18 protein-coding genes are annotated in these 18,385 nt (G+C 68.8%); 11 read left to right on the top strand and 7 right to left on the bottom strand.

Features of this window, described 5'->3' with window-relative positions:
* Window positions 1-158: 158 nt before the first annotated feature.
* Window positions 159-506, bottom strand: coding sequence for a hypothetical protein (locus Q7W02_20930; GenBank protein ID MDO8478610.1), 348 nt, complete (start codon window positions 504-506; stop codon window positions 159-161).
* Window positions 507-852: 346 nt separating this feature from the next.
* Between Q7W02_20930 and Q7W02_20925 the strand changes: the two genes are divergently transcribed.
* The 7 genes from Q7W02_20925 to cyoE are packed head-to-tail and all read left to right on the top strand — an operon-like array spanning window position 853 to window position 5,939.
* Window positions 853-1,296: an Rrf2 family transcriptional regulator gene (locus Q7W02_20925; protein ID MDO8478609.1), complete on the top strand. Its 444-nt coding sequence runs from the start codon at window positions 853-855 to the stop codon at window positions 1,294-1,296.
* Window positions 1,290-1,997 (top strand): cytochrome c oxidase subunit II, encoded by a 708-nt coding sequence (locus Q7W02_20920; protein MDO8478608.1) that lies wholly within the window; start codon window positions 1,290-1,292, stop codon window positions 1,995-1,997. Before Q7W02_20925 ends, Q7W02_20920 begins: the two co-directional genes overlap by 7 nt.
* The gene (locus tag Q7W02_20915; GenBank protein ID MDO8478607.1) at window positions 1,994-3,712 is read left to right on the top strand and encodes a cbb3-type cytochrome c oxidase subunit I; all 1,719 of its coding nucleotides are present in this window, start codon (window positions 1,994-1,996) and stop codon (window positions 3,710-3,712) included. Before Q7W02_20920 ends, Q7W02_20915 begins: the two co-directional genes overlap by 4 nt.
* Window positions 3,713-3,724: 12 nt before the next feature.
* Complete coding sequence (locus Q7W02_20910; GenBank protein MDO8478606.1) at window positions 3,725-4,294, top strand: cytochrome c oxidase subunit 3; 570 nt, start codon at window positions 3,725-3,727, stop codon at window positions 4,292-4,294.
* An 11-nt stretch (window positions 4,295-4,305) separates the two neighbouring features.
* Window positions 4,306-4,584, top strand: a complete 279-nt coding sequence (locus Q7W02_20905) for a cytochrome C oxidase subunit IV family protein (protein ID MDO8478605.1) — start codon at window positions 4,306-4,308, stop codon at window positions 4,582-4,584.
* 40 nt (window positions 4,585-4,624) lie between these two features.
* Window positions 4,625-5,044 carry a DUF420 domain-containing protein gene (locus Q7W02_20900; protein ID MDO8478604.1) on the top strand — a complete coding sequence of 140 codons (420 nt, stop codon included), beginning with the start codon at window positions 4,625-4,627 and terminating at the stop codon, window positions 5,042-5,044.
* 31 nt (window positions 5,045-5,075) lie between these two features.
* Window positions 5,076-5,939, top strand: a complete 864-nt coding sequence (cyoE, locus tag Q7W02_20895; GenBank protein ID MDO8478603.1) for a heme o synthase — start codon at window positions 5,076-5,078, stop codon at window positions 5,937-5,939.
* A gap of 285 nt (window positions 5,940-6,224) precedes the next feature.
* Here cyoE and Q7W02_20890 read toward each other — a convergent pair whose 3' ends face one another.
* The 6 genes from Q7W02_20890 to Q7W02_20865 all read right to left on the bottom strand — a co-directional run bounded on the left by Q7W02_20890 (window position 6,225) and on the right by Q7W02_20865 (window position 13,359).
* Entirely contained in the window at window positions 6,225-6,944 is a 720-nt protein-coding gene (locus Q7W02_20890; protein MDO8478602.1) for an ABC transporter ATP-binding protein, read from the bottom strand.
* Window positions 6,937-7,713: an ABC transporter ATP-binding protein gene (locus Q7W02_20885; GenBank protein MDO8478601.1), complete on the bottom strand. Its 777-nt coding sequence runs from the start codon at window positions 7,711-7,713 to the stop codon at window positions 6,937-6,939. The genes Q7W02_20890 and Q7W02_20885 overlap by 8 nt, the downstream gene beginning before the upstream one ends.
* Window positions 7,689-8,681, bottom strand: coding sequence for a branched-chain amino acid ABC transporter permease (locus Q7W02_20880; GenBank protein ID MDO8478600.1), 993 nt, complete (start codon window positions 8,679-8,681; stop codon window positions 7,689-7,691). The genes Q7W02_20885 and Q7W02_20880 overlap by 25 nt, the downstream gene beginning before the upstream one ends.
* A gap of 5 nt (window positions 8,682-8,686) precedes the next feature.
* Complete coding sequence (locus Q7W02_20875; protein MDO8478599.1) at window positions 8,687-9,565, bottom strand: branched-chain amino acid ABC transporter permease; 879 nt, start codon at window positions 9,563-9,565, stop codon at window positions 8,687-8,689.
* A gap of 22 nt (window positions 9,566-9,587) precedes the next feature.
* Entirely contained in the window at window positions 9,588-11,879 is a 2,292-nt protein-coding gene (locus tag Q7W02_20870) for a hypothetical protein (protein ID MDO8478598.1), read from the bottom strand.
* Window positions 11,880-11,979: 100 nt separating this feature from the next.
* On the bottom strand, window positions 11,980-13,359 hold the full coding sequence (locus Q7W02_20865) for an ABC transporter substrate-binding protein (protein MDO8478597.1): 1,380 nt from the start codon (window positions 13,357-13,359) through the stop codon (window positions 11,980-11,982).
* Between the two features lie 183 nt (window positions 13,360-13,542).
* Here Q7W02_20865 and Q7W02_20860 point away from each other — a divergent pair, with 183 nt between their 5' ends.
* The 4 genes from Q7W02_20860 (at window position 13,543) to Q7W02_20845 (ending at window position 18,370) form a co-directional block, all read left to right on the top strand.
* Window positions 13,543-14,193 carry a hypothetical protein gene (locus Q7W02_20860; GenBank protein MDO8478596.1) on the top strand — a complete coding sequence of 217 codons (651 nt, stop codon included), beginning with the start codon at window positions 13,543-13,545 and terminating at the stop codon, window positions 14,191-14,193.
* Between the two features lie 192 nt (window positions 14,194-14,385).
* Window positions 14,386-14,952 carry an aldo/keto reductase gene (locus Q7W02_20855; GenBank protein ID MDO8478595.1) on the top strand — a complete coding sequence of 189 codons (567 nt, stop codon included), beginning with the start codon at window positions 14,386-14,388 and terminating at the stop codon, window positions 14,950-14,952.
* Window positions 14,953-14,955: 3 nt separating this feature from the next.
* Window positions 14,956-17,238: a xanthine dehydrogenase family protein molybdopterin-binding subunit gene (locus Q7W02_20850; protein MDO8478594.1), complete on the top strand. Its 2,283-nt coding sequence runs from the start codon at window positions 14,956-14,958 to the stop codon at window positions 17,236-17,238.
* Window positions 17,231-18,370, top strand: a complete 1,140-nt coding sequence (locus tag Q7W02_20845) for an MFS transporter (GenBank protein ID MDO8478593.1) — start codon at window positions 17,231-17,233, stop codon at window positions 18,368-18,370. Before Q7W02_20850 ends, Q7W02_20845 begins: the two co-directional genes overlap by 8 nt.
* Window positions 18,371-18,385: the final 15 nt, after the last annotated feature.

The raw sequence follows: 18,385 nt of genomic DNA, 5'->3' as shown, positions 1-18,385 counted from the left end.
CGTGAAGCGGCGGACGGGGCCCCAAGCTCCGGGACGGTCTCGGTCGACCGAGGGGGAAACGGGCTCCCGCCCACCTTCACCCGGCCAGTCTTCTTGGCCGGTGTCTGCATGATACAAGGGGGAGAGGGCAGGGTGAGGGGGCGCTGATCGTGTCACGCTCAGCCCTTCCACAGCGAGAGCAGGAGCCGGAGCTTCAGGAACAGCGGGACGCGGAGCTCCTCGACTTCGAACGCGACGGGCATGATCGCGAAGATATCGCCCTCGAAATCGACGGCGCTGTTCACGTAGGCGAGGGCGAAGTCGTAGGGCTTCGGGTGCAGGATCAGGTGCAGGAAGGTCTCCGCTGACTTGATGACCACGGCGCAGAGGGGCTTGTCGCCGGCCAGCCGCACCTCGCTGCCGTCCCACAGCCTGAAGGCCACCGGCGCCTGGATACGGCCAAAGACCTCCCGCAGGATGGCAGCCGCGCGAGCCGGGGTCGGGCTTGGGAGAAATCGCGCGATCATGGGTCCCTCCGGGGCCTTTCTAGCGGGGCGGGGCGCCGTTGTCAAGCGCGCGATCGCCCTTGTTGTTGACAAGTGAAATGTCCGCTGGGTCTTGACAAGTGATCTGTCCGCTCAGTCACGAGAGCCCGTGGGCAGTCGGGGGCCGCCGGGGCAAGGCTGGTGGCCTCGAGCACGCCGAGCAAGGCCTTCCGCCATGGAAGAACTGACCTGCCCTGAGGAACACCGGGTCCCGGCAAGCGCCTGTCTGGTGTCGATGCACCAGAAAAATGAAGCATTCGCCGGATTGTGCTCAGAAGCACAAGCGCGCGATCGTTGCGGACAAAGGGGATCGAGAAGGTCCATTTTGATGCAGCTAACGCTCAGAGGCGACTACGCAGTGAGAGTCATGGTGGACTTGGCCGGCCGCCCAGCCGATGCCAGCGTGCGGACGACCGACCTCGGCCGCCGCACCGGCGTTCCCCGCCCCTACCTGCGCAAGGTGATCCAGGATCTTGCCCGGGCCGGCCTCGTCCGCACGCGGCGAGGGATGTCCGGCGGCGTCTCGCTGCTCGCGCGGCCGGCAGCGGTCACCCTCAGGCGGGTCATCGAGGCCGTCGAAGGGCCGATCTACCTCAACCGGTGCCTGATCCGTCGGGGTCTCTGCCCGCGCGACCGCACCTGCCCGGTGCATCCGGTCTGGGCTCGCGTTCAGGCACTCCTGATGCGCGAGCTCGATGCTGTTTCCATCGGCGAGCTTGCGGGTGCGGCGCCGACCCCTGCCGCCGCCACACGAGGTGACCACTCATGGTGAACTGGATGCGGTGGTTCCCGGAGAACGTCTCGACGTACGGCGGCGACGTGGACTCGGTCTTCGCGCTGATCTACTGGGTCGGGCTGGTGTGGTTCGTCATCACGCTCGGGACGTTCGGTGTGTTCCTCGTTCTTTACCGGCGCCGGCAGGGGCGCCGCGCCTTCTACATCACGGGTGAGCCCCTCCGCCAGGCGGCGTGGATCCTAATCCCGTGCGCCGTGATCCTGGCGCTGGATCTGTGGATCGACTGGCGGGGGGCGCCGGCCTGGGCCAAGGTCAAGGGCCAGTTCCCGCCGGCCGAGCTGACCATCCAGGTCACGGGCCGTCAGTTTTTCTGGGAGGTGGTCTACCCGGGCCCGGACGGGAAGTTCGGGACCGGGGACGATCGGCAGTTCAACAACGAGATCCACGTCCCCGTCGGCCGGCCCGTTCGCCTGGTCCTCAAGTCCGGGGACGTGGTGCACAGCTTCTTCGCCCCCAACCTTCGCTTCAAGCAAGACATGGTGCCGGGGCGGCTGACGGGCGGCTGGTTCGAGGCAACCAAGCCGGGCCGGTACGAGTTGCCCTGCGCCGAGCTGTGTGGGATCGGCCACTCGATGATGAACGGGTCGCTCTACGTACACCCGCCGGAGGAGTACGAGGCCTGGGTGAAGCAGCAATGGCCGGCCGCCACGACGGCTGACTCACGGAGGCCGCGATGAAGGATCTCCTGCCCACCGAGGCGGACACCAGACATCTGGAGACCCACGACGCCGGGCTCGGCTTCTGGCGCACCTGGGTCTTCTCCACGGACCACAAGACCATCGCCAAGCAGTATCTGGCCTGGGGCCTCTTCTGGACGGTGATAGGCGGCTTCCTGTCGGGGGTGATGCGCTGGCAGCTCGCCTGGCCCGGCAGCGACGTGCCGGGCTGGGGGGTGGTCGGGCCCGCCGCCTACAACGTGCTGGTCACGATGCACGGGACCATCATGGTCTTCTTCGTGGCCATGCCGATCGGGCTCGGAGCCTTCGGCAACTTCCTCATCCCGCTCATGATCGGGGCGCGGGACATGGCGTTTCCGCGGCTGAACATGCTCTCGATCTGGGTCTTCGGGCTGGCCTCGCTGGTGCTGCTGGTCTCATTCTTCGTCCCGGGCGGCGCCGCCTCGGCAGGCTGGACCGGCTACCCACCGCTGTCGGGCAAGGTGGAGTACACGGGGTCCAACTGGGGGTTGACCCTCTGGCTCCTGGCCCACGCGCTCGAGTTCGCCGCCTTCCTCATGGGTGGGGTCAACTTCCTCACGACGGCCCTCACGCTCCGGGCGCCGGGGATGACGCTTATGCGCATGCCGCTCGCCGTCTGGCACCAGCTCGCCGCCGCGCTCATCTTCCTGCTCTCCGTGGGCCCGCTGATCGCCGGCGCCGTGATGCTCCTGCTGGACCGCCTGATCGGCACCCGCTTCTACGTCCCCGGGAGCGGCGGCGATCCGCTACTCTGGCAGCACCTGTTCTGGTTCTTCGGCCACCCCGAGGTCTACGTGCTGTTGCTGCCGCCGGTGGGGTTCGTGTGCGAGGTGCTCCCGGTCTTCTCCCGCAAGCCGATCTTCGGCTACCGCTGGATCCTCTGGGCCACGGGCGGGGTGGTCGGGCTCAGCTTCATGGTCTGGGCGCACCACATGTTCGTGAGCGGCATGGACCCGCGCCTGGCCATGCCCTTCAGCATCAGCACCATCCTGATCTCGGTGCCGGTGGCGTGGGTGCTGTTCGCCATGATCGCCACGCTCTGGCGGGGCTCCATCAGCTTCGAGACCCCGATGCTCTTCGCGCTGGGTTTCATCGCCATGTTCGTGTTCGGCGGGCTCACCGGGATCTTCAACGGCTCCGCGCCCGTCGACATCTACCTCCGCGGCACGTACTTCGTGGTGGCCCACTTCCACTACACGCTCTTCAGCTCGACGGTCTTCGGCGCCTTCGCCGGGTTCTACTACTGGTTCCCGAAGATGTTCGGCCGGATGCTCTCCGGGCCCCTGGGCCGGCTACACTTCTGGCTCACGGTCGTCTTCTTCAACCTGACCTTCTTCCTGATGCACAACATCGGGCTGGCCGGCATGACCCGGCGCACCGCCGACCCGCGGCCGTTCGAGATGCTCAAACCGCACCAGTGGATCAACGAGTGGGCGACCGTCGCGTCCTTCCTGCTGCTGGCCGCGCAGATCCCCTTCGTGGTCAACGTGGTCCGGAGCCTCGTGGCGGGGGCGCCGGCGCCGGCCAACCCCTGGCAGGCGAGCACGCTCGAGTGGTCGGTGGCCTCGCCCCCGCCGCACCTCAACTGGGGTGAGGCGCTGCCGGTGGTCGAGCGCGGACCCTACGAGTACAGCGTTCCCGGCGAGAGCCAGGATTGGCTGCCCCAGCGCCGGCCGCTGGCGACGGGCGCCTGAGAGGACCTCCGTATGGCGATCCAGGTCCAAGAGCAGCCCTTCTATGGTCTCACCCCGGCCAAGGTCGGCATCTGGTGGTTCCTGGCCTCCGAGATCATGATGTTCGGCGGATTCATCGCGAGCTTCGTCGTCTTCCGCCTGGGCGCCACCGGGTGGGCCGAGGCCGCGCGCCACCTCAACGTGACGATCGGGATCGTCAACACCCTCATCCTCCTGACCAGCAGCCTCACCATCGTGCTGGCGCTGGCCGCCACCGAGCGCGGGGACGAGGCCGCCCTCCGGCGGTTCCTCGGGCTGACGATCCTTCTGGGGTGCGCCTTCCTCGGCTTCAAAGCGGTCGAGTACACCGGAGAGCTCCGGGCCGGGTACGCGCCGTGGACGGGAACGTTCTGGTCCTTCTACTACGCGATGACAGGGCTCCATGCGCTCCACGTCCTGGGCGGGATCGTGGTCAACGTCGTCCTCCTGGTGACAACCGAGTGGCGCCGGCTGCGCCCCCACCGCATCGAGGTGGCCGGACTCTACTGGCACTTCGTGGACATCGTCTGGATCTTCCTCTTTCCGCTCCTGTACCTGGCCTGACGGAGGTGACGATGACGACCCATGCGCCCCGGAGCAACTACGTCGCGATCTGGGTGTGGCTGGTGTTGCTGATGGCCGCCGGCGTGGCGGCGAGCTTCCTCCCCGGCGCGCGGGCGCTCGCCGTGACGGCGATCTTCGCGACCGCGGCGGCCAAGGCACTGCTGGTGGCGCTCCACTACATGCACCTGAAGCTCGAGCCCTGGGTGATCTACGCGATCGCCCTCATCCCTGTGGCCCTCGTGGCGATCCTGGCGCTGACGCTCCTGCCCGACTTCAGCTTCCATCATTGAGCGGGCGTGCCGCGGCTCGGCGGGTGCGGAGGACGGCCCGGTGAGCACGCTCTCGGTGCTGCCGGCGGTCAACGCCTGCCTCAACGCGATCAGCGCCCTGCTCATCGTGCTGGGCTGGGTGTGCATCCGGCGCCGTCGCGCCATCGCGCACCGGCTCTCCATGCTGGGGGCGGCCGGCGCCTCGGGGCTGTTCCTGCTGAGCTACCTCGTCTACCACTCGGTGTTCGGACACGTCCGGTTCACGGGGCAAGGGCTCGTCCGGACGCTCTACTTCCTCATCCTGGGCTCCCACACGGTGCTGGCGGCGGCGCTGGTCGTGCTCGTTCCGATGACGCTCTACTGTGCCGCCCGCGCACGCTTCAAGCAGCACGCGCGGTTCGCGCGGTGGACCGTCCCGACCGGCCTCTACGTGTCGGTCACGGGAGTGGCGATCTACCTCATGCTCTACCGGCTCTTCTGATGGCCGGCCCGCGTCCCGCGAGTGCCCCGTCGTGATCGCGGCCTACGTGGAATCTCTGAAGCTCCGGATCGGCAGCTTCATCGGAATGGCCGCCCTGCTGGGCTACGTGGCCACCGCCCCGGCTGGGCTGTCGCTCTCCGCGATGGGCATCCTCTTCCTGGCGACCGTCATGGCGGCAGGGGGCGCCGGAGCGCTCAACCACTTCCTCGACCGCGATCTGGACGCCCGCATGGCCCGCTCCGCGCGGCGGCCACTGCCGTCCGGGAGGATCCGCCACGGCTGGCATGTGGTCGCGCTCGGCCTCGCCGCGGTCGCGTTGGCGCTCAGCCTCGCCCTCTGGAAGCTGAACCGGCTCGTGGCACTGCACCTCTTCCTGGGCGCCTTCACCTACGTGGTCATCTATACGATCTGGCTCAAGCGTCGCTCATGGCTCAACGTCGTGATCGGCGGCTTGGCCGGGTCCTTCGCCGTCCTGGCGGGCGGGGCGCTCGCGCGGCCCGAGCTCTGCTCACCGCCGCTGATCTTCGCGGCCGTGCTCTTCTTCTGGAGCCCGTCCCACTTCTGGCCGCTCGCCATCGCCTACAAGAGGGACTACGCCGAGGCGGGGATCCCCATGCTGCCCGCGGTCAAGGGCGAGAGCCGGACGGTGCGGAGCATCGTGGCGAATACCGTGGCGCTCCTGGCCTCGAGCCTCCTGCCGTTCGTCCTGGGTCTCCTCGGCTGGCCCTACGTGCTCGTCGTCCTAGCGGCGGGGGGAATCCTGCTGGGCCAGAACCTCCGCCTCGCGCGCCGGCCGGCCGACCGGCGTCTGGCGCTCGCCAGCTTCCACGCCTCGAATCTCTTCCTGGTGCTCCTCTTCCTCGGCGTGGTGCTGGACGTGGGGCTGCGCCGGTAGCGGGATGAGAGGCGACATGAGCGCACACGGCGACCGGGTCATTCTCGAACCTGCAGCCTGAGTGCGAGGCTCCACCCACGGCAGATCTTCCGAGCAAAGCCCGTTCTCGCTCATGGGCCGGCCTTCTCACAGACGAGGAGGCCCCACTTGGCTTTCGCCGCCCAGTCCGGGCGGTACTCGATGCCTATGGCCTTCATCTCGGCCAGCTTCTCGCCCGCCGTTCGGCAACACCAACTTCTGAGGCATCACGGCGCGGCCCCGGCCACCTATCCGCCCGGGGTCGACTCAGCCGCGGATGGTCTTCATGACCTCCTGGTTGTCGAACGCGCGGGCCGGGGGACCCTCGAAGATGATCTCGCCCCGGTCGATCGCGTAGAGCCTGTCGGCCACCCGGGACGCGGTCATCAGGTTCGACTCCGCGATGAGCAGCGAGACGCCCATGGCCTTGATCTGCGTCACGGCCTCGATGAACCGGGTCACCACCACGGGCGCCAGTCCCTCGAAGGGCTCGTCCAGCAGCAGGATGGAGGGGCTGAGGGTCATGGCGCGGGCGATGGCGACCATCTTCTTCTCGCCGCCCGAGAGGAACAGCCCGCGCCGCTGGGTGAACGCGCGCACCTCCGGGAACAGCGTGAGCACGCGCTCGTCGATCCCGCTGTCGCCCGCGGTGGCCACGGCCTTGCCGGCCGAGCGGGCAAGCGACTGGCTGATCACGAAGTTCTCGGCGACGGTCAGATCCGGGAAGATCCCGGCGTCCTCCGGCGCGTAGCCGATCCCCGCCAGCGCCCGGACGTGAGTGGGCAGCCGGGTGATGTCCTTCCCGTTGAACGTGACCGTGCCGCTGCGGATCGGTAGCAGTCCCATGATGCTGTCGATGGTCGTGGTCTTGCCTGCGCCGTTGCGCCCCACCAGGACGACCGACTCGGCGTCCCCAACCTTCAGCGAGACGCTGTTGAGGACGTGGGCGGGGCCGCGGAAGGTGTTGATCCGCTCGAGCTCAAGCATGGCGCTGGGTCCCCAGGAGATTGGCCGTGACCTGCTCGTTGTTCCGGATCTCGTCCGGGGTGCCGTCGGCCAGGATCGTGCCCTGGTGCATGGCGACGATCCTGGGGCAATACTTGAACACCACGTCCATGTCGTGCTCGACGATAACGGCCGTGATCCCCCCCGCCCGCACCACCTGCGTGATGATGTCCATGATCGGCGCCTTCTCGCGGGTGCTGACGCCGCTGGTGGGCTCGTCGAGGAAGAGGAGCTTGGGCTTGAGCGCGTAGGCGACGGCCACGTCCAGGAGCTTGCGCTCGCCCTGGCTGAGCCCGCCCGCCACCATGCCGGCCTTGCCCGCCAGGCCGAACTGCTGGAGCACGGCCACGGCCTCGTCCCGGACGGCCCGGTCCGCGTCCGACAGCGTAAACAGCTTCCGGGTCTTGCCGTCCCGCGAGAAGATGGCCAGCGCCAGGTTGTCGAGCGTGCTCAGCTGGTCGAAGAGGTTGACGAGCTGGAAGCTCCGCGCGATCCCCCGGGCGATCTTCTCGTGGATGGAGTCGTGGGTGATGTCGGCCCCCTGGAACACGATGGCGCCGGAATCCACGGGGATGAGCCCGCTGATCAGGTTGATCAGGGTGGTCTTCCCCGCCCCGTTGGAGCCGATGAGGGCCAGCACCTCTCCTTCCGTCACGGTGAAGTCCACGTGATCCACGGCGTGCGTCTCGCCGAAGTACTTGGTGAGCTGGGTCGTCTTGAGCAGGCTCACGGCGCGGGTGCCCTCTTCCACTTCTGGCTCCACTTCTGGGCGAGCCGCGCCACCATGCCCATGATGCCCGTCGGCAGCGCCAGCACGAGTGTCACCAGCACGACGCCCAGGAACATCTGCCAGTAGACGGTGTACCCGACGGCGAAGGTCTTGAGGTAGTTGAAGACCACCGCGCCCACGATGGGCCCGGCGAAGGTCTTGAAGCCCCCCAGCACGGTGAAGAAGACGATCTCGCCCGAGAATTGCCAGTACAGGATGTCGGGCGTCGTGAGCCCGTTGAGCGGCACCCAGAGCGCCCCGGCCAGCCCCGTGAACACTCCGGAGATCAGGAAGGCGATCCAGCGGTAGTGCCAGACCTGCACGCCGACGAACTCGGCGCGGGTCTCGTTGTCGCGGATGGCCTGCAGCGCCTTGCCGAACGGCGAATGCACGATCACCCACATGACCGCCGTGGCGGCCACGAAGACCACGAGGACGTAGTAGTAGTACCGATGCGCCAGGAAGGCCATCTTGTCCTGCCCGGCGCCCATGGACACGCCGAGCAGCGTGGGCGTGGGGACGCGCAGGCCGTCGGTCCCGCCCGTCACCCAGAAGAACTTGAAGGCCAGGCTCCACAGCACCTGGGACAGGGCCAGCGTGAGGATGCCGAAGAAGATCCGCGTGTAGCGCACGCAGACCAGACCGAAGATCGCCGCCACAAGGGCTGACGCGAGGATGCCGGCAAGGAGCAACAGCTCCATCGAGCCGACCTTCAGGTACTTCACGGCGAAGGCGACGGCGTAGGCGCCCACGCCAAAGTATGCCGAGTGCCCGAAGGAGAGGAGGCCCGTGTAGCCCAGCAAGAGGTTGAAGCCCAGCGCCGCGATGGCGAAGACCAGGCCGTAGGAGAGCAGCACGGTCTGGTACGGCTCGACTACCCAGGGCAGGATCGCGAGCACGAGAACGATGGGCCCGGCGGGAACGAGCAGGCGCCGGGTCTCGGCGGGCACGGGGCTCATGCGCGCCCGAACAGTCCGGCGGGTCGGATGAGCAGCACCACGGCCGCCATCAGGTAGAGCACCGCCAGCTCGACCTCCGGAAAGAAAGTGATGCCGAGCTCCCGGACCACGCCCACCATCAGCGCTCCGACCAGGGCACCCTCGAGGCTCCCGAGGCCGCCGATGACCACGACGACGAACGCCAGGATCAGCGCGTCCACGCCCATGCCGAGCACGGCGCCCTGCTGCGGCACGACGATGGCGCCGCCGAGACCCGCCATGAAGCAGCCCAGCGTGAAGGCCTGGACGTAGACGCGGTTGACGTTGACCCCCATGGCCTGCGCCATGCGCATGTTCTGCGAGGTCGCCCGCAGGACGACGCCGAACTGCGTGCGGTAGATGAAGGCCCAGAGACCCGCCGCCGCGAGGCCGCCGACGACGATGACGGCCAGGTTGTACGTCGGGTAGATGGACTCACCGATGTTGAGGCTCCCCATGCCCTCGAAGAGCGCGCTGACGGACAGCGGGTATGGACCCCAGATGAGCCGTATCAGGTCCTCGAGGATCAAGAGCAGCCCGAACGTGATCAGCAGCTGGTACTCCTCGGGACGCTTGTAGAGCGGCCGGAGCAGGGTCGGCTCCAGCACCGCGCCCAGGGCGGCCGCCCCCAGGGGCCCGGCGAGCAGCACGAGGTAGAGGAGCGGCGTCGGCGTCGCGCCGTCCACGAGCAGCCCCACCGTCCAGGCCGCCACGAAGGCCCCGAAGGCATAGAGGTTGCCGTGGGCCAGGTTGACGATCCGCATGACACCGTAGATGAGGCTGAGCCCGCCGGCGATGAGGAAGAGCACCGCCGCATAGAGGAGCGAGTTGAGGATGTGGATCAGGAGCGTGTCCATGGCCCCGATACCTTGCCCTAACTCAGGGGCCCGGTTCAACCCGAAACTGCGTCACCGCCACCTCGGCGTTGACCCAGTTGTCGCGCAGGGCCAGCGCCACCAGGGCGGTGTATGCGCCCGGCTTGAGCCGGCCCTTGAGATTGACCACGAGCCGGGCGCCGTCCCGGTCGCGCGACAGGCCGGCGTCCGCCACCGCGCCGTCGGCGCCGACAATGACGTAGCGGCAGACGGGCACGTCCGCGCGGTCCTCCTCGGAGACCGGCTTGCCCAGCGGCCCCCTCACGACGCGGTAGTCCCGCAGGAACTTCTCGACGCGTTCGATCTCGGGGACGATCTCCAGGCGGTCGCCGCGGGCGGTAAGCCGGGCGACGAAAGCCCGGCTCGGGAGCGCGAAGCGATCGTAGGTGCCGACCCCCTTCGGGTTGGTGAAGTCGCGAAACGCCGCTAAGACTACCTCGCGCTCCGTCCACTTCTCGAGCGCGTAGGGCCCGTTGGTGACGAGGAAGTGGCCGCGCTTGGCGTAAAAGCCCTTGAGCGAGGCCCAGCGTGTCTGGGCTTCGTCCGCCGTGACGAGTCGCTTGAGCGCGGGCGGGATGTAAGCCTGGGCCGCGAACGTCTCCACCAGCGCGGCCAGCGCCTCCTTCGTCTTCGCATCCCGCGCCAGGTCGAGCCACGGCACGCCGCGCCGCTTCGCCTCGCCCGGTGAAAAGGCGGCGAGGCCCCGCTTGACGGCCTCGTCCATCAGCGCCAGCACGGGCCAGGGCAAGGCACTCCATGGAGGCGCGAGGGCAGCCAGGGCTTCGTTGTCGAGGGCGCCGCCGCTGACGTAGACGTCGATGACCGGAACGATGTAGGTGAACGTGTTGTCGCTGAACTTCCGGACCTCGGCGTCCACCTTGATCACGCGGAACCCGACGAGGGCCTGGCGGAGCGGCGCTGTCGCTCCCTCCACGGCGGGGTCGGCCGCGGCCCGCCCGCCCGCGCGCGAGCCCCAGCGGTAGGCGAAGCTGTACGCGTAGACGGCGTCCGCCGGGGTCATGCGCGTCCCGTCGTGGAAGGCGGAGGCCACGAGGCGGTATGTGATGCGGGCCCGCGCGTTCTTGCCCTTCCCCGCGTCACTGAAGAGCCCGGTGCCGGGCTCCGGGATCAGGGCGTCTTCCGGCAGCTCGATCTCGGACACGGTTGGAGAGGAGGGCGGCCGAGTGACCGCCGCGGCAGTCACGCGGTTGGCCAGCCATCCGGAGCCGTAGGGTTCCGGGATCAGGGCCGGATCGCCCACGGCCGCCCACAGCAGCCGCCCCGCCGGATCGGAGAAGCCCCCGATCGGATTCCACGCGGCGGCGGGCCGGCTCGCGATTCCCAATCTGAGCCAACCGTTCCACGGGAAATCCTTGAGCTTGACGGTGCGGAGGAAGATGGCGGAGTTGAACCCGGTCTGAGAATCCCAGGCGATGTTCTCCACGCCCTGAGAGAACTCCGCGTTGAAGTACTCGCGGCGGATCGTGTAGCCCAAGACCACCCGCTCGCAGCCCGCCGCCAGTCGCGACACCAGCTGGCGCTCGAGCTCGATCCGCGCGGTGGGGCTGTCAAAGGCGCCGGAAGAGAGGCGACGGTAGAGCCCCTCCGCTGCCTGACGATCCGCGGCGTCGCTGACGGCGCCGGCCGCGAGCAGATGGGCGTGGAACCAGCCCTCCTTGAGCCACGGTGGGCCGAGCCAGCCGTCCAGGTTCAGGCCGTGGGAAGCGAGCAGGCCTTTAACGTCGACCTCCTCGATCGTGGCGTCCCACTTGCCGCCCCTGGCCGGGGCCTTTACGAGCCGCTCGGCCAGTGGACCTTTGGCCTGGACGAGGAGCGCAGCGCCCGATCCGGCCGGTACGGAAGCGTAGGCCTGCTTCGCTGACTGGGCCAGATCGAAGTGCTCCAGGTAGTCCATGTCATACGGCGTGACGGGATACGGATGCGGGACGTAGAGGCCCGGCGCTTGGCCGAGGCTCTTGGCGATCCGGCGAGCCGCTGCGCACCGGCTCTCGCGGTTCGCCGCCGCCTGCGAGCCCGGATTGAAGGTCATGACCACGTAGCCGCCCAGCGACTCGACGGGCTTGAGGTCGGCTGGGGCGCGGCCGCCCACGAAGGGGTCGGCACCGACATAGGCATGGAGCCCGGCGTTCTTGAGCAAAGGCACCGCCGCGGCCGGCGGCAGGGTCTGGATACGGATCTCCTGAGGGTAGTAGGACGGATAGAAGGGCAACTCGTGACCGGCCCCGGAGGGAGCGGCCCAGAGCAGGCAGAAGACAAGCAGGATGAGCGCGCGCACCCTGCGCGCCCATCGACGGAACCCCGGACGCCTCATGAACGTGAGAAAGGGGGAGGGGGGCAGTTCGCGCCCCCCTCCCCCGAACCCGTGAGCCGAGGCGCTAGACCTTGACCTGGGGCCAGGTCTTGTCGATCCAGGTGTAGGTGCGAGTCTCCTCACCGCTCGGCGCCGGCCACCCCGGAGGCGCCGTGATGTTGCGGATGGGGATGGTGATGATCTTGTTCGGATCGAGGATCTGGAACGGATAGTCCGGCGAGTTCACGCTGAAGCCGGTCATGGCGTCCTTGTAGCCCTGGTGGTTGTCCGGCCGGATGTGCAGGTAACCCGCCGGGCCGGAGATGGACGCCCCTTCGAGCTCGCTGATGATGGCCTGGTCGTCGGGCCAGCCGCCCGTCAGCTTGTTGGCCTTCTCGACCGTCTGCTTCAGGAGCATGAGCGTCGTATATGCGCCTTCCGACTGGAAGTTCGGATACTCCTTCCACCGCTCGAAGTACTTCTTCACGAACGACGTGTTGGCCGGCCAGCGGTCCTGCGGCGGGTAGTTGAAGTAGTAGTTGGAGTGGACGCCCGCGATGGCGCCTTCCGGGTGGTCCTTGCCGATCGCGTGGGGCGCCACGCCGAAGGCGATCGTCGAGGCAAACTTCATCTTCTTGAACATGTCGTAGCGCAGGGCCTGCTTGTACATGGCCACGTAGTCGCCGCCCCACACCGAGGAGACCAGCAGGTCTGGCTTTGCCGCGATCGCCTTGGTGATGTGGGAGGTGAAGTCCGTGGTCCCGAGCTTGGGCCAGCCCTCGGACACGACCTGGGCGCCGGGAACCATCTTCTTCATCACGATGTTGAAGTGCGCGAAGGCGTTGCGCCCGTAGGTGTAGTCGGGGTGGATGTGGGCGACGCGGCGGGTCTTGGGCCAGGTCATCGCCGTGGCGACCCCGCAAGTCACGCCGTCGGCCGACTGCATGTTGGTGATGCGGAAGATGTAGTGCGGGTTCGGCACGACCTTGTCGAAGAGGAAGTCGGTGCAGCCGTCCACGAAGATCGTCAGCAGCTTGAGCTCCTCGGCCACGGGCCCGAGCGCCGGCGTGTTGCCGCTCGAGATGACCCCGGTGAAGAGGTCGATTTTCTCCGAGAGCTTCATCCGGCGCATTTCCTTCACGTTGGCGTCGGTGCCGGCCGCTTCGTCGGCCTTGAAGGTCTCGATCTTGCGCTTGCCGAGCAGGCCGCCCTGGGCGTTGATCTCCTCGGCCGCGAGGATGTGCCCCTTGTACGAGGGCTCTCCAAGCACGGCGGCGGCGCCCGTGAAGTAGGTCATGTGGCCGATCTTGTACGGCGTGTCGGGGATGTTGCCCTTCGGCTGGGCTTCGGCGCGGCTGATGAGAGCCGGGCCGCCGACCAGCGGCAGGCCGGCCGCGGTCGCCGCGGCGCCGACCGTTACGCCGAGAGAACTCAGGAAGTCACGACGGGAAACTTCTGGGGCCATAAGGCGTCCCTCCTTCATTGGGTGGACAGTTTCGAGGCCAGTGGTGGGGTAAGGGGATATTAGCCGGGGCTCGGTGGAAGTCAAGGAGTAAGCTCGAACGGCGGCTCGTTCTCGTCGCGATGCGTCAGAGCCTCGCGTCCCCGGGCAAGAGCGCCTATAATCGTGCTCGAAGGCCATGCGGACATGAGCGCCATCAAGCGATCCCTTCGCGGCATCGGGGCCGCCGTGAGATCACGGCCGTGGCTGTTCCTCGCGGTCGCCCTCGGCGTCTTCGCCCTCGACATCGTGGTCCCGCCCCTCGTCCTCACCGTCGCCCGCAAGCCCGTCACCGCCTTCACCATCAACCCCTGGCTGCCCTCCCTGCCCGACTACCTCGCGTCCGGGCCCGGGTCGCTCGGGGAGCGCCTCACCAAGGCGTGGGGCCTGGCGCTCTTCTGGTTCTCTTCGGACGGCTCGTTTGGCATCGAGTGGGGCTTCGCGGTGACGACGGCCGATCTCGCGCGCTTCGCCTTCATGTCCTTCCTCGTCGCGGCGTACTTCGCGCTCTGGATGCAGCGCCGCGCGGCTCTCCCCGTCGCCCCGTGGGGACGCAGGGCCGGAGGATCGGGCGGCGTGCTGGGGGCGCTGGGCGGCATCTTCGGGCTCTCCACGGGCGGCTGCACCGTAATGGGCTGCGGCGCGCCGGTGCTCCCCGTGATCGGGCTCGCCTTCGCGGGCCTCAGCAGCACCACGATCAAGTGGATGTCCGAGCTGTCGACGATCGGCACGTCAGCAGTGCTGATCGGTCTGGTGTCAGCCGTTGGCTGGCTCGGCTGGCGCACCGGCCCCCGCTAGCCGGCCGCCGATAAGGGCCCATCTGCTTCGTTGGCGCCCTCGGCCGCACGTTCAACGTAGAAGGACTACGCCTCGCGTGCGGCTCTTCGGGCGCCGCCTCGCATCTGGACCCTTCTCGCCGGCCTACGTCCGTAGGACAGCGCGTCGCTGAGCCGGCTGCTCGCATTTCGACGCGCGGTGTACACTGCCGGCGTGCTCACCCGCCCGTTCGGGCCCACCGGCGTCCCTGTCAGCGTCATCGGCCAGGGCACCTGGCACATGGGCGAGGACCGGCGCCTGAAAAAGGACGAGATCGCCGCGCTCCGGCTCGGCATCGAGCTGGGCCTGAGCCACATCGACACGGCCGAGATGTACGCCGACGGCCAAGCCGAGGAGATCGTCGCCGAAGCGGTGGCGGGGCAGCGCGACCGCGTTTTCATCGCCACCAAGGTCCTGCCCTCGAACGCGTCCTACAAGGGGACGCTCGATGCCTGCGAGCGCTCGCTCAAGCGCCTGCGTACCGACCACGTGGATCTCTACCTCTTGCACTGGTGGAGCGGGCAGCACCCCATCGAGGACACCATGCGCGCCTTGGTAGCCCTCTGCGCATCGGGCAAGACGCCGCGCCAGGTCGCGCTCAACTTCCTCACCCATCGCCCGGCGCTCTTCGCCATCCCGAAGGCGACGCGCCCCGAGCACGTCCGAGAGAACGCGGGCGCGCTCGACTTCACGCTCACCCCTGAAGATCTCTCGGCCATCGACGCCGAGCACCGGAGATAGACCATGCCCCCTGTGTCCAGCATCGGCCAGTCCCTCCCGCGCGTGGACGGCGGCGAGAAGGCGGCGGGCCTCACGCGCTTCGCCGCGGACCTCGTTCAGGCGGGCGCGCTGCACGCCCGCCTCGTGCTCTCGCACCACGCCCACGCGCGCATCCTCAAGGTGAACGCGCACGCCGCCAGGGCCCTGCCCGGCGTGGTCGGGGTCTTCACCGGGCGCGACCTGCCGCTCGCCAAGCAGGATCCGTCAGACCGCAACCGCTGCCCTCTGGCGCTCGACACCGTCCGCTTTGTGGGGCACCCCGTGGTCGCGGTCGTGGCCGAGAGCGAGGCCGTCGCCGAGGACGCCGCGGCGCTGGTCGAGATCGAGTACGAGATCCTGCCCGCCGCGGTCGACGCGCTCGAGGCCATGCGGCCCGACGCCCCGCTCGTGAGCGAGCTTGGCGGCCAGGACGATGACGCCCTACTGGGCCAGCACGGCGCGGCCGGCGGCGGCGCGGCGCTCACGGAAGCGCTCGGGCCCAACATCGCGAGCACCCAGCACTTCACGCGCGGCGACGTCGCCAAGGGCTTCGCCGAGGCGGACGTCGTGATCGAGCGCACCTACCGCACGAGCGTCGTCCACCAGGGCTACCTCGAGCCGCGCGCGGCCGTGGCGCAGGTGGACGCGCTCGGCAACGTCACCGTGTGGACGACCACCCAGGCGCTCTTCTACACGCGCTCGGAAGTCGCCGAGGCCCTGGGCCTGCCCGAGCACCAAGTGCGCATCGTCGCGACGCCGCTCGGCGGCGGCTTCGGCGGCAAGTTCGTCCTCCTCGAGCCTCTCGCCGCCGCGTTGGCGCTCGCCCTCAGGCGCCCGGTCTCCCTCGTGCTCTCGCGCACCGAGGAGTTCCTGACGACGACGCCCGCGCCCGCGAGCGTCTTCGAGCTCAAGACCGGCATCGCCAAGGACGGCAGGCTGACCGCCCTTCAGGCGCGGGTCATCTTCGACGCCGGCGCCTATGCGGGCGCGCCGCTCGGCATCGCCTGCTTGATGCTCGGCGGCTGCTACCGCCTGCCCCACATGGACATCCGCGGCTACGAGGTGCTGACCCACAAGACGGGCAACGGCGCCTACCGCGCTCCCGGCGCCGTCCAGGCGGCCTTCGCGCTGGAATCCCAGATGGACGAGATGGCCCGCGCGCTCGGCATGGACCCGCTCGACCTGAGGCTCCTCAACGCGTCGGCCGAGGGCGATCTCATGGCCAACGGCAACAAGTGGCCGCGCATCGGGCTCCGCCCCTGCCTCGAGCGGCTCAAGGAGGAGCGCGACCGTCGGAAGGCGTCCGCGGGATCCGATGCCCGGCTGAGGCGTGGCGTCGGGGTCGCAATCGGCGGCTGGATGGGCGGCATCGAGCCGGCCAACGCGGTCTGCCGCCTCGAGCGCGACGGCACGCTGTCCATCATCGTGGGCACGGTGGACATGAGCGGTACCAACACGGCCTTCGCGCAGATCGCCTCGGAGGCCTTCGGGCTTCACACGGGACTCATCCGGGTGGTCAACGCCGACACCGAGGCCGCGCCGTACGCCGGCTCGAGCGGCGGGAGCAAGATCACCTACACCGTCGGCGCGGCCGTCGAGAAGGCCGCGCGCGACGCGAGGCAGCAGCTCTTCGCCATCGCCGCGCGTCACCTCGAGGCGGCGGTGGAGGACCTAGAGCTGGTCGACCGGGCGATCCAGGTCCGGGGCGCGCCGGCCAAAGCCGTGCCCATCGCCGCGCTCGCCAAGGCGTCGATGCAGTTCGCGGGCAAGTACGAGCCCGTGTACGGGCGTGGCTCGACGGCGACCATCGCGCGCTCGCCCGCCTTCGCGGCACATCTGGCCGAGGTCGAGGTGGATATGGAGACCGGCCACGTGCGAGTGCTCGACCAGGTCGTGGTCCAGGACGTAGGGCGCGCGCTCAACCCCGCGGCCATCGAAGGCCAGATTCAGGGCGCCGCCGCCCAGGGGGTCGGGTGGGCCCTCCTCGAGCGGATGCCGTACGACGCGCACGGCCAGCTGCTCTCGGCAACGTTCATGGACTACGCCATGCCGGCGAGCGAGACCGTCGCCGCGGTGCGCGCCGTGCTCGTGGAGGTGCCGTCAGAGCTGGGCCCCTTCGGCGCGAAGGGAGTCGGCGAGCCGCCCGTGGTCGGCGCGCCCGCCGCCATCGCCAACGCGGTCAGGGACGCGACAGGACACCGCTTCACCGAGCTGCCCATCACGAGCGAGGCCGTGCGCCGCGCGGTCGGAGAAGGCGCCAATCCGTAACATCGTCCTCCTCGGGCTGACCTCCTTCCTCACCGACATCTCGAGCGAGATGGTCTACCCGCTCGTGCCCTTCTTTCTCACGGCCGCGCTCGGCGCGAGCCCGGCCGTGCTGGGGCTTATCGAAGGCCTGGCCGAGAGCGTGGCGAGCCTCCTCAAAGTCTTTTCGGGCTTCATCTCCGACCTGATCGGAAGGCGCAAAGGCCTCACCATGGCCGGCTACGGCGCGGGCGCGATAGGCAAGCTGCTGCTGGCGCTGGCCGCGGGCTGGGGCATGGTGCTGGCGGCGCGGGTCGTGGACCGGCTCGGCAAGGGGATACGCACGGCGCCGCGCGACGCGCTGATCGCCGACAGCGCGCACCCCGAGAAGCGCGGCAGCGCCTTCGGCCTCCACCGGACGCTCGACACCTGGGGCGCGGTCGTCGGAGTGGCGCTCGGGTACTGGTTCTTCACCCGCATGCCGGGCGAGTACACGCGCGTCTTCCTCTGGGCCCTCCTCCCCGCCGCGGCTGGTCTCCTGATGCTCCTGGCCGTGCGCGAGCCCAGGCACGAGGGGCCGCGTGTCACCCCACCTCGACTCAGCTGGAGCGCGCTGCCGGGACGCCTTCGGCTCTTCCTGCTGATCACGCTCCTCTTCACTCTCGGCAATTCGTCCAACGCCTTCCTCCTGCTTCGGGCCCAGGACCTGGGCATGAGCGCCGCGGCCGCCATCCTCCTCTACGGCGCCTACAACGTGAGCTACGCGCTGTCGTCCTATCCGGTCGGCCGCCTGTCGGACCGCATCGGCCGCAAGGCGCTCCTCGTGGCGGGCTATCTCTTCTACGGGCTCGTCTACCTGGGCTTCGCCCTCCTGGACGGTCTCGGGCATTCGTGGCTGATCTGGGCGCTCTTCGCGCTCTACGGTCTCTACAGCGGCTTCACCGACGGAGTCGAAAAGGCGCTCGTGACCGACCTCGCGCCCCGCGAGCTTCGTGCCACGGCCATGGGCCTGCACGGAACCCTGGTGGGGATCGGCCTCTTCCCCGCCTCCCTCATCGCGGGCGCGCTCTGGACATGGCTCGGCCCCGCGTCGCCGTTCTATTTCGGCGGCGGCATGGGTCTCCTGGCGGCCCTCGGCCTCCTGCTGGTCCTCTGACATGGGAGATCGTGC

This window comes from Candidatus Rokuibacteriota bacterium (genome assembly GCA_030647435.1).
In the GTDB taxonomy this organism is placed as follows: domain Bacteria; phylum Methylomirabilota; class Methylomirabilia; order Rokubacteriales; family CSP1-6; genus AR37.
Note: the sequence above shows the minus strand (reverse complement) of the source record. Positions and strands in the feature narration are given on the sequence as shown.

Excerpts from the sequence above, each read along its gene's own strand:
- Q7W02_20865 (MDO8478597.1), bottom strand. The coding sequence starts at position 13,359 with ATGGCCCCAGAAGTTTCCCGTCGTGACTTCCTGAGTTCTCTCGGCGTA.
- Q7W02_20925 (MDO8478609.1), top strand. The coding sequence starts at position 853 with ATGCAGCTAACGCTCAGAGGCGACTACGCAGTGAGAGTCATGGTGGAC.
- Q7W02_20910 (MDO8478606.1), top strand. The coding sequence starts at position 3,725 with ATGGCGATCCAGGTCCAAGAGCAGCCCTTCTATGGTCTCACCCCGGCC.
- Q7W02_20875 (MDO8478599.1), bottom strand. The coding sequence starts at position 9,565 with ATGGACACGCTCCTGATCCACATCCTCAACTCGCTCCTCTATGCGGCG.
- Q7W02_20905 (MDO8478605.1), top strand. The coding sequence starts at position 4,306 with ATGACGACCCATGCGCCCCGGAGCAACTACGTCGCGATCTGGGTGTGG.
- Q7W02_20915 (MDO8478607.1), top strand. The coding sequence starts at position 1,994 with ATGAAGGATCTCCTGCCCACCGAGGCGGACACCAGACATCTGGAGACC.
- Q7W02_20920 (MDO8478608.1), top strand. The coding sequence starts at position 1,290 with ATGGTGAACTGGATGCGGTGGTTCCCGGAGAACGTCTCGACGTACGGC.
- Q7W02_20930 (MDO8478610.1), bottom strand. The coding sequence starts at position 506 with ATGATCGCGCGATTTCTCCCAAGCCCGACCCCGGCTCGCGCGGCTGCC.
- Q7W02_20890 (MDO8478602.1), bottom strand. The coding sequence starts at position 6,944 with ATGCTTGAGCTCGAGCGGATCAACACCTTCCGCGGCCCCGCCCACGTC.
- Q7W02_20860 (MDO8478596.1), top strand. The coding sequence starts at position 13,543 with ATGAGCGCCATCAAGCGATCCCTTCGCGGCATCGGGGCCGCCGTGAGA.
- Q7W02_20850 (MDO8478594.1), top strand. The coding sequence starts at position 14,956 with ATGCCCCCTGTGTCCAGCATCGGCCAGTCCCTCCCGCGCGTGGACGGC.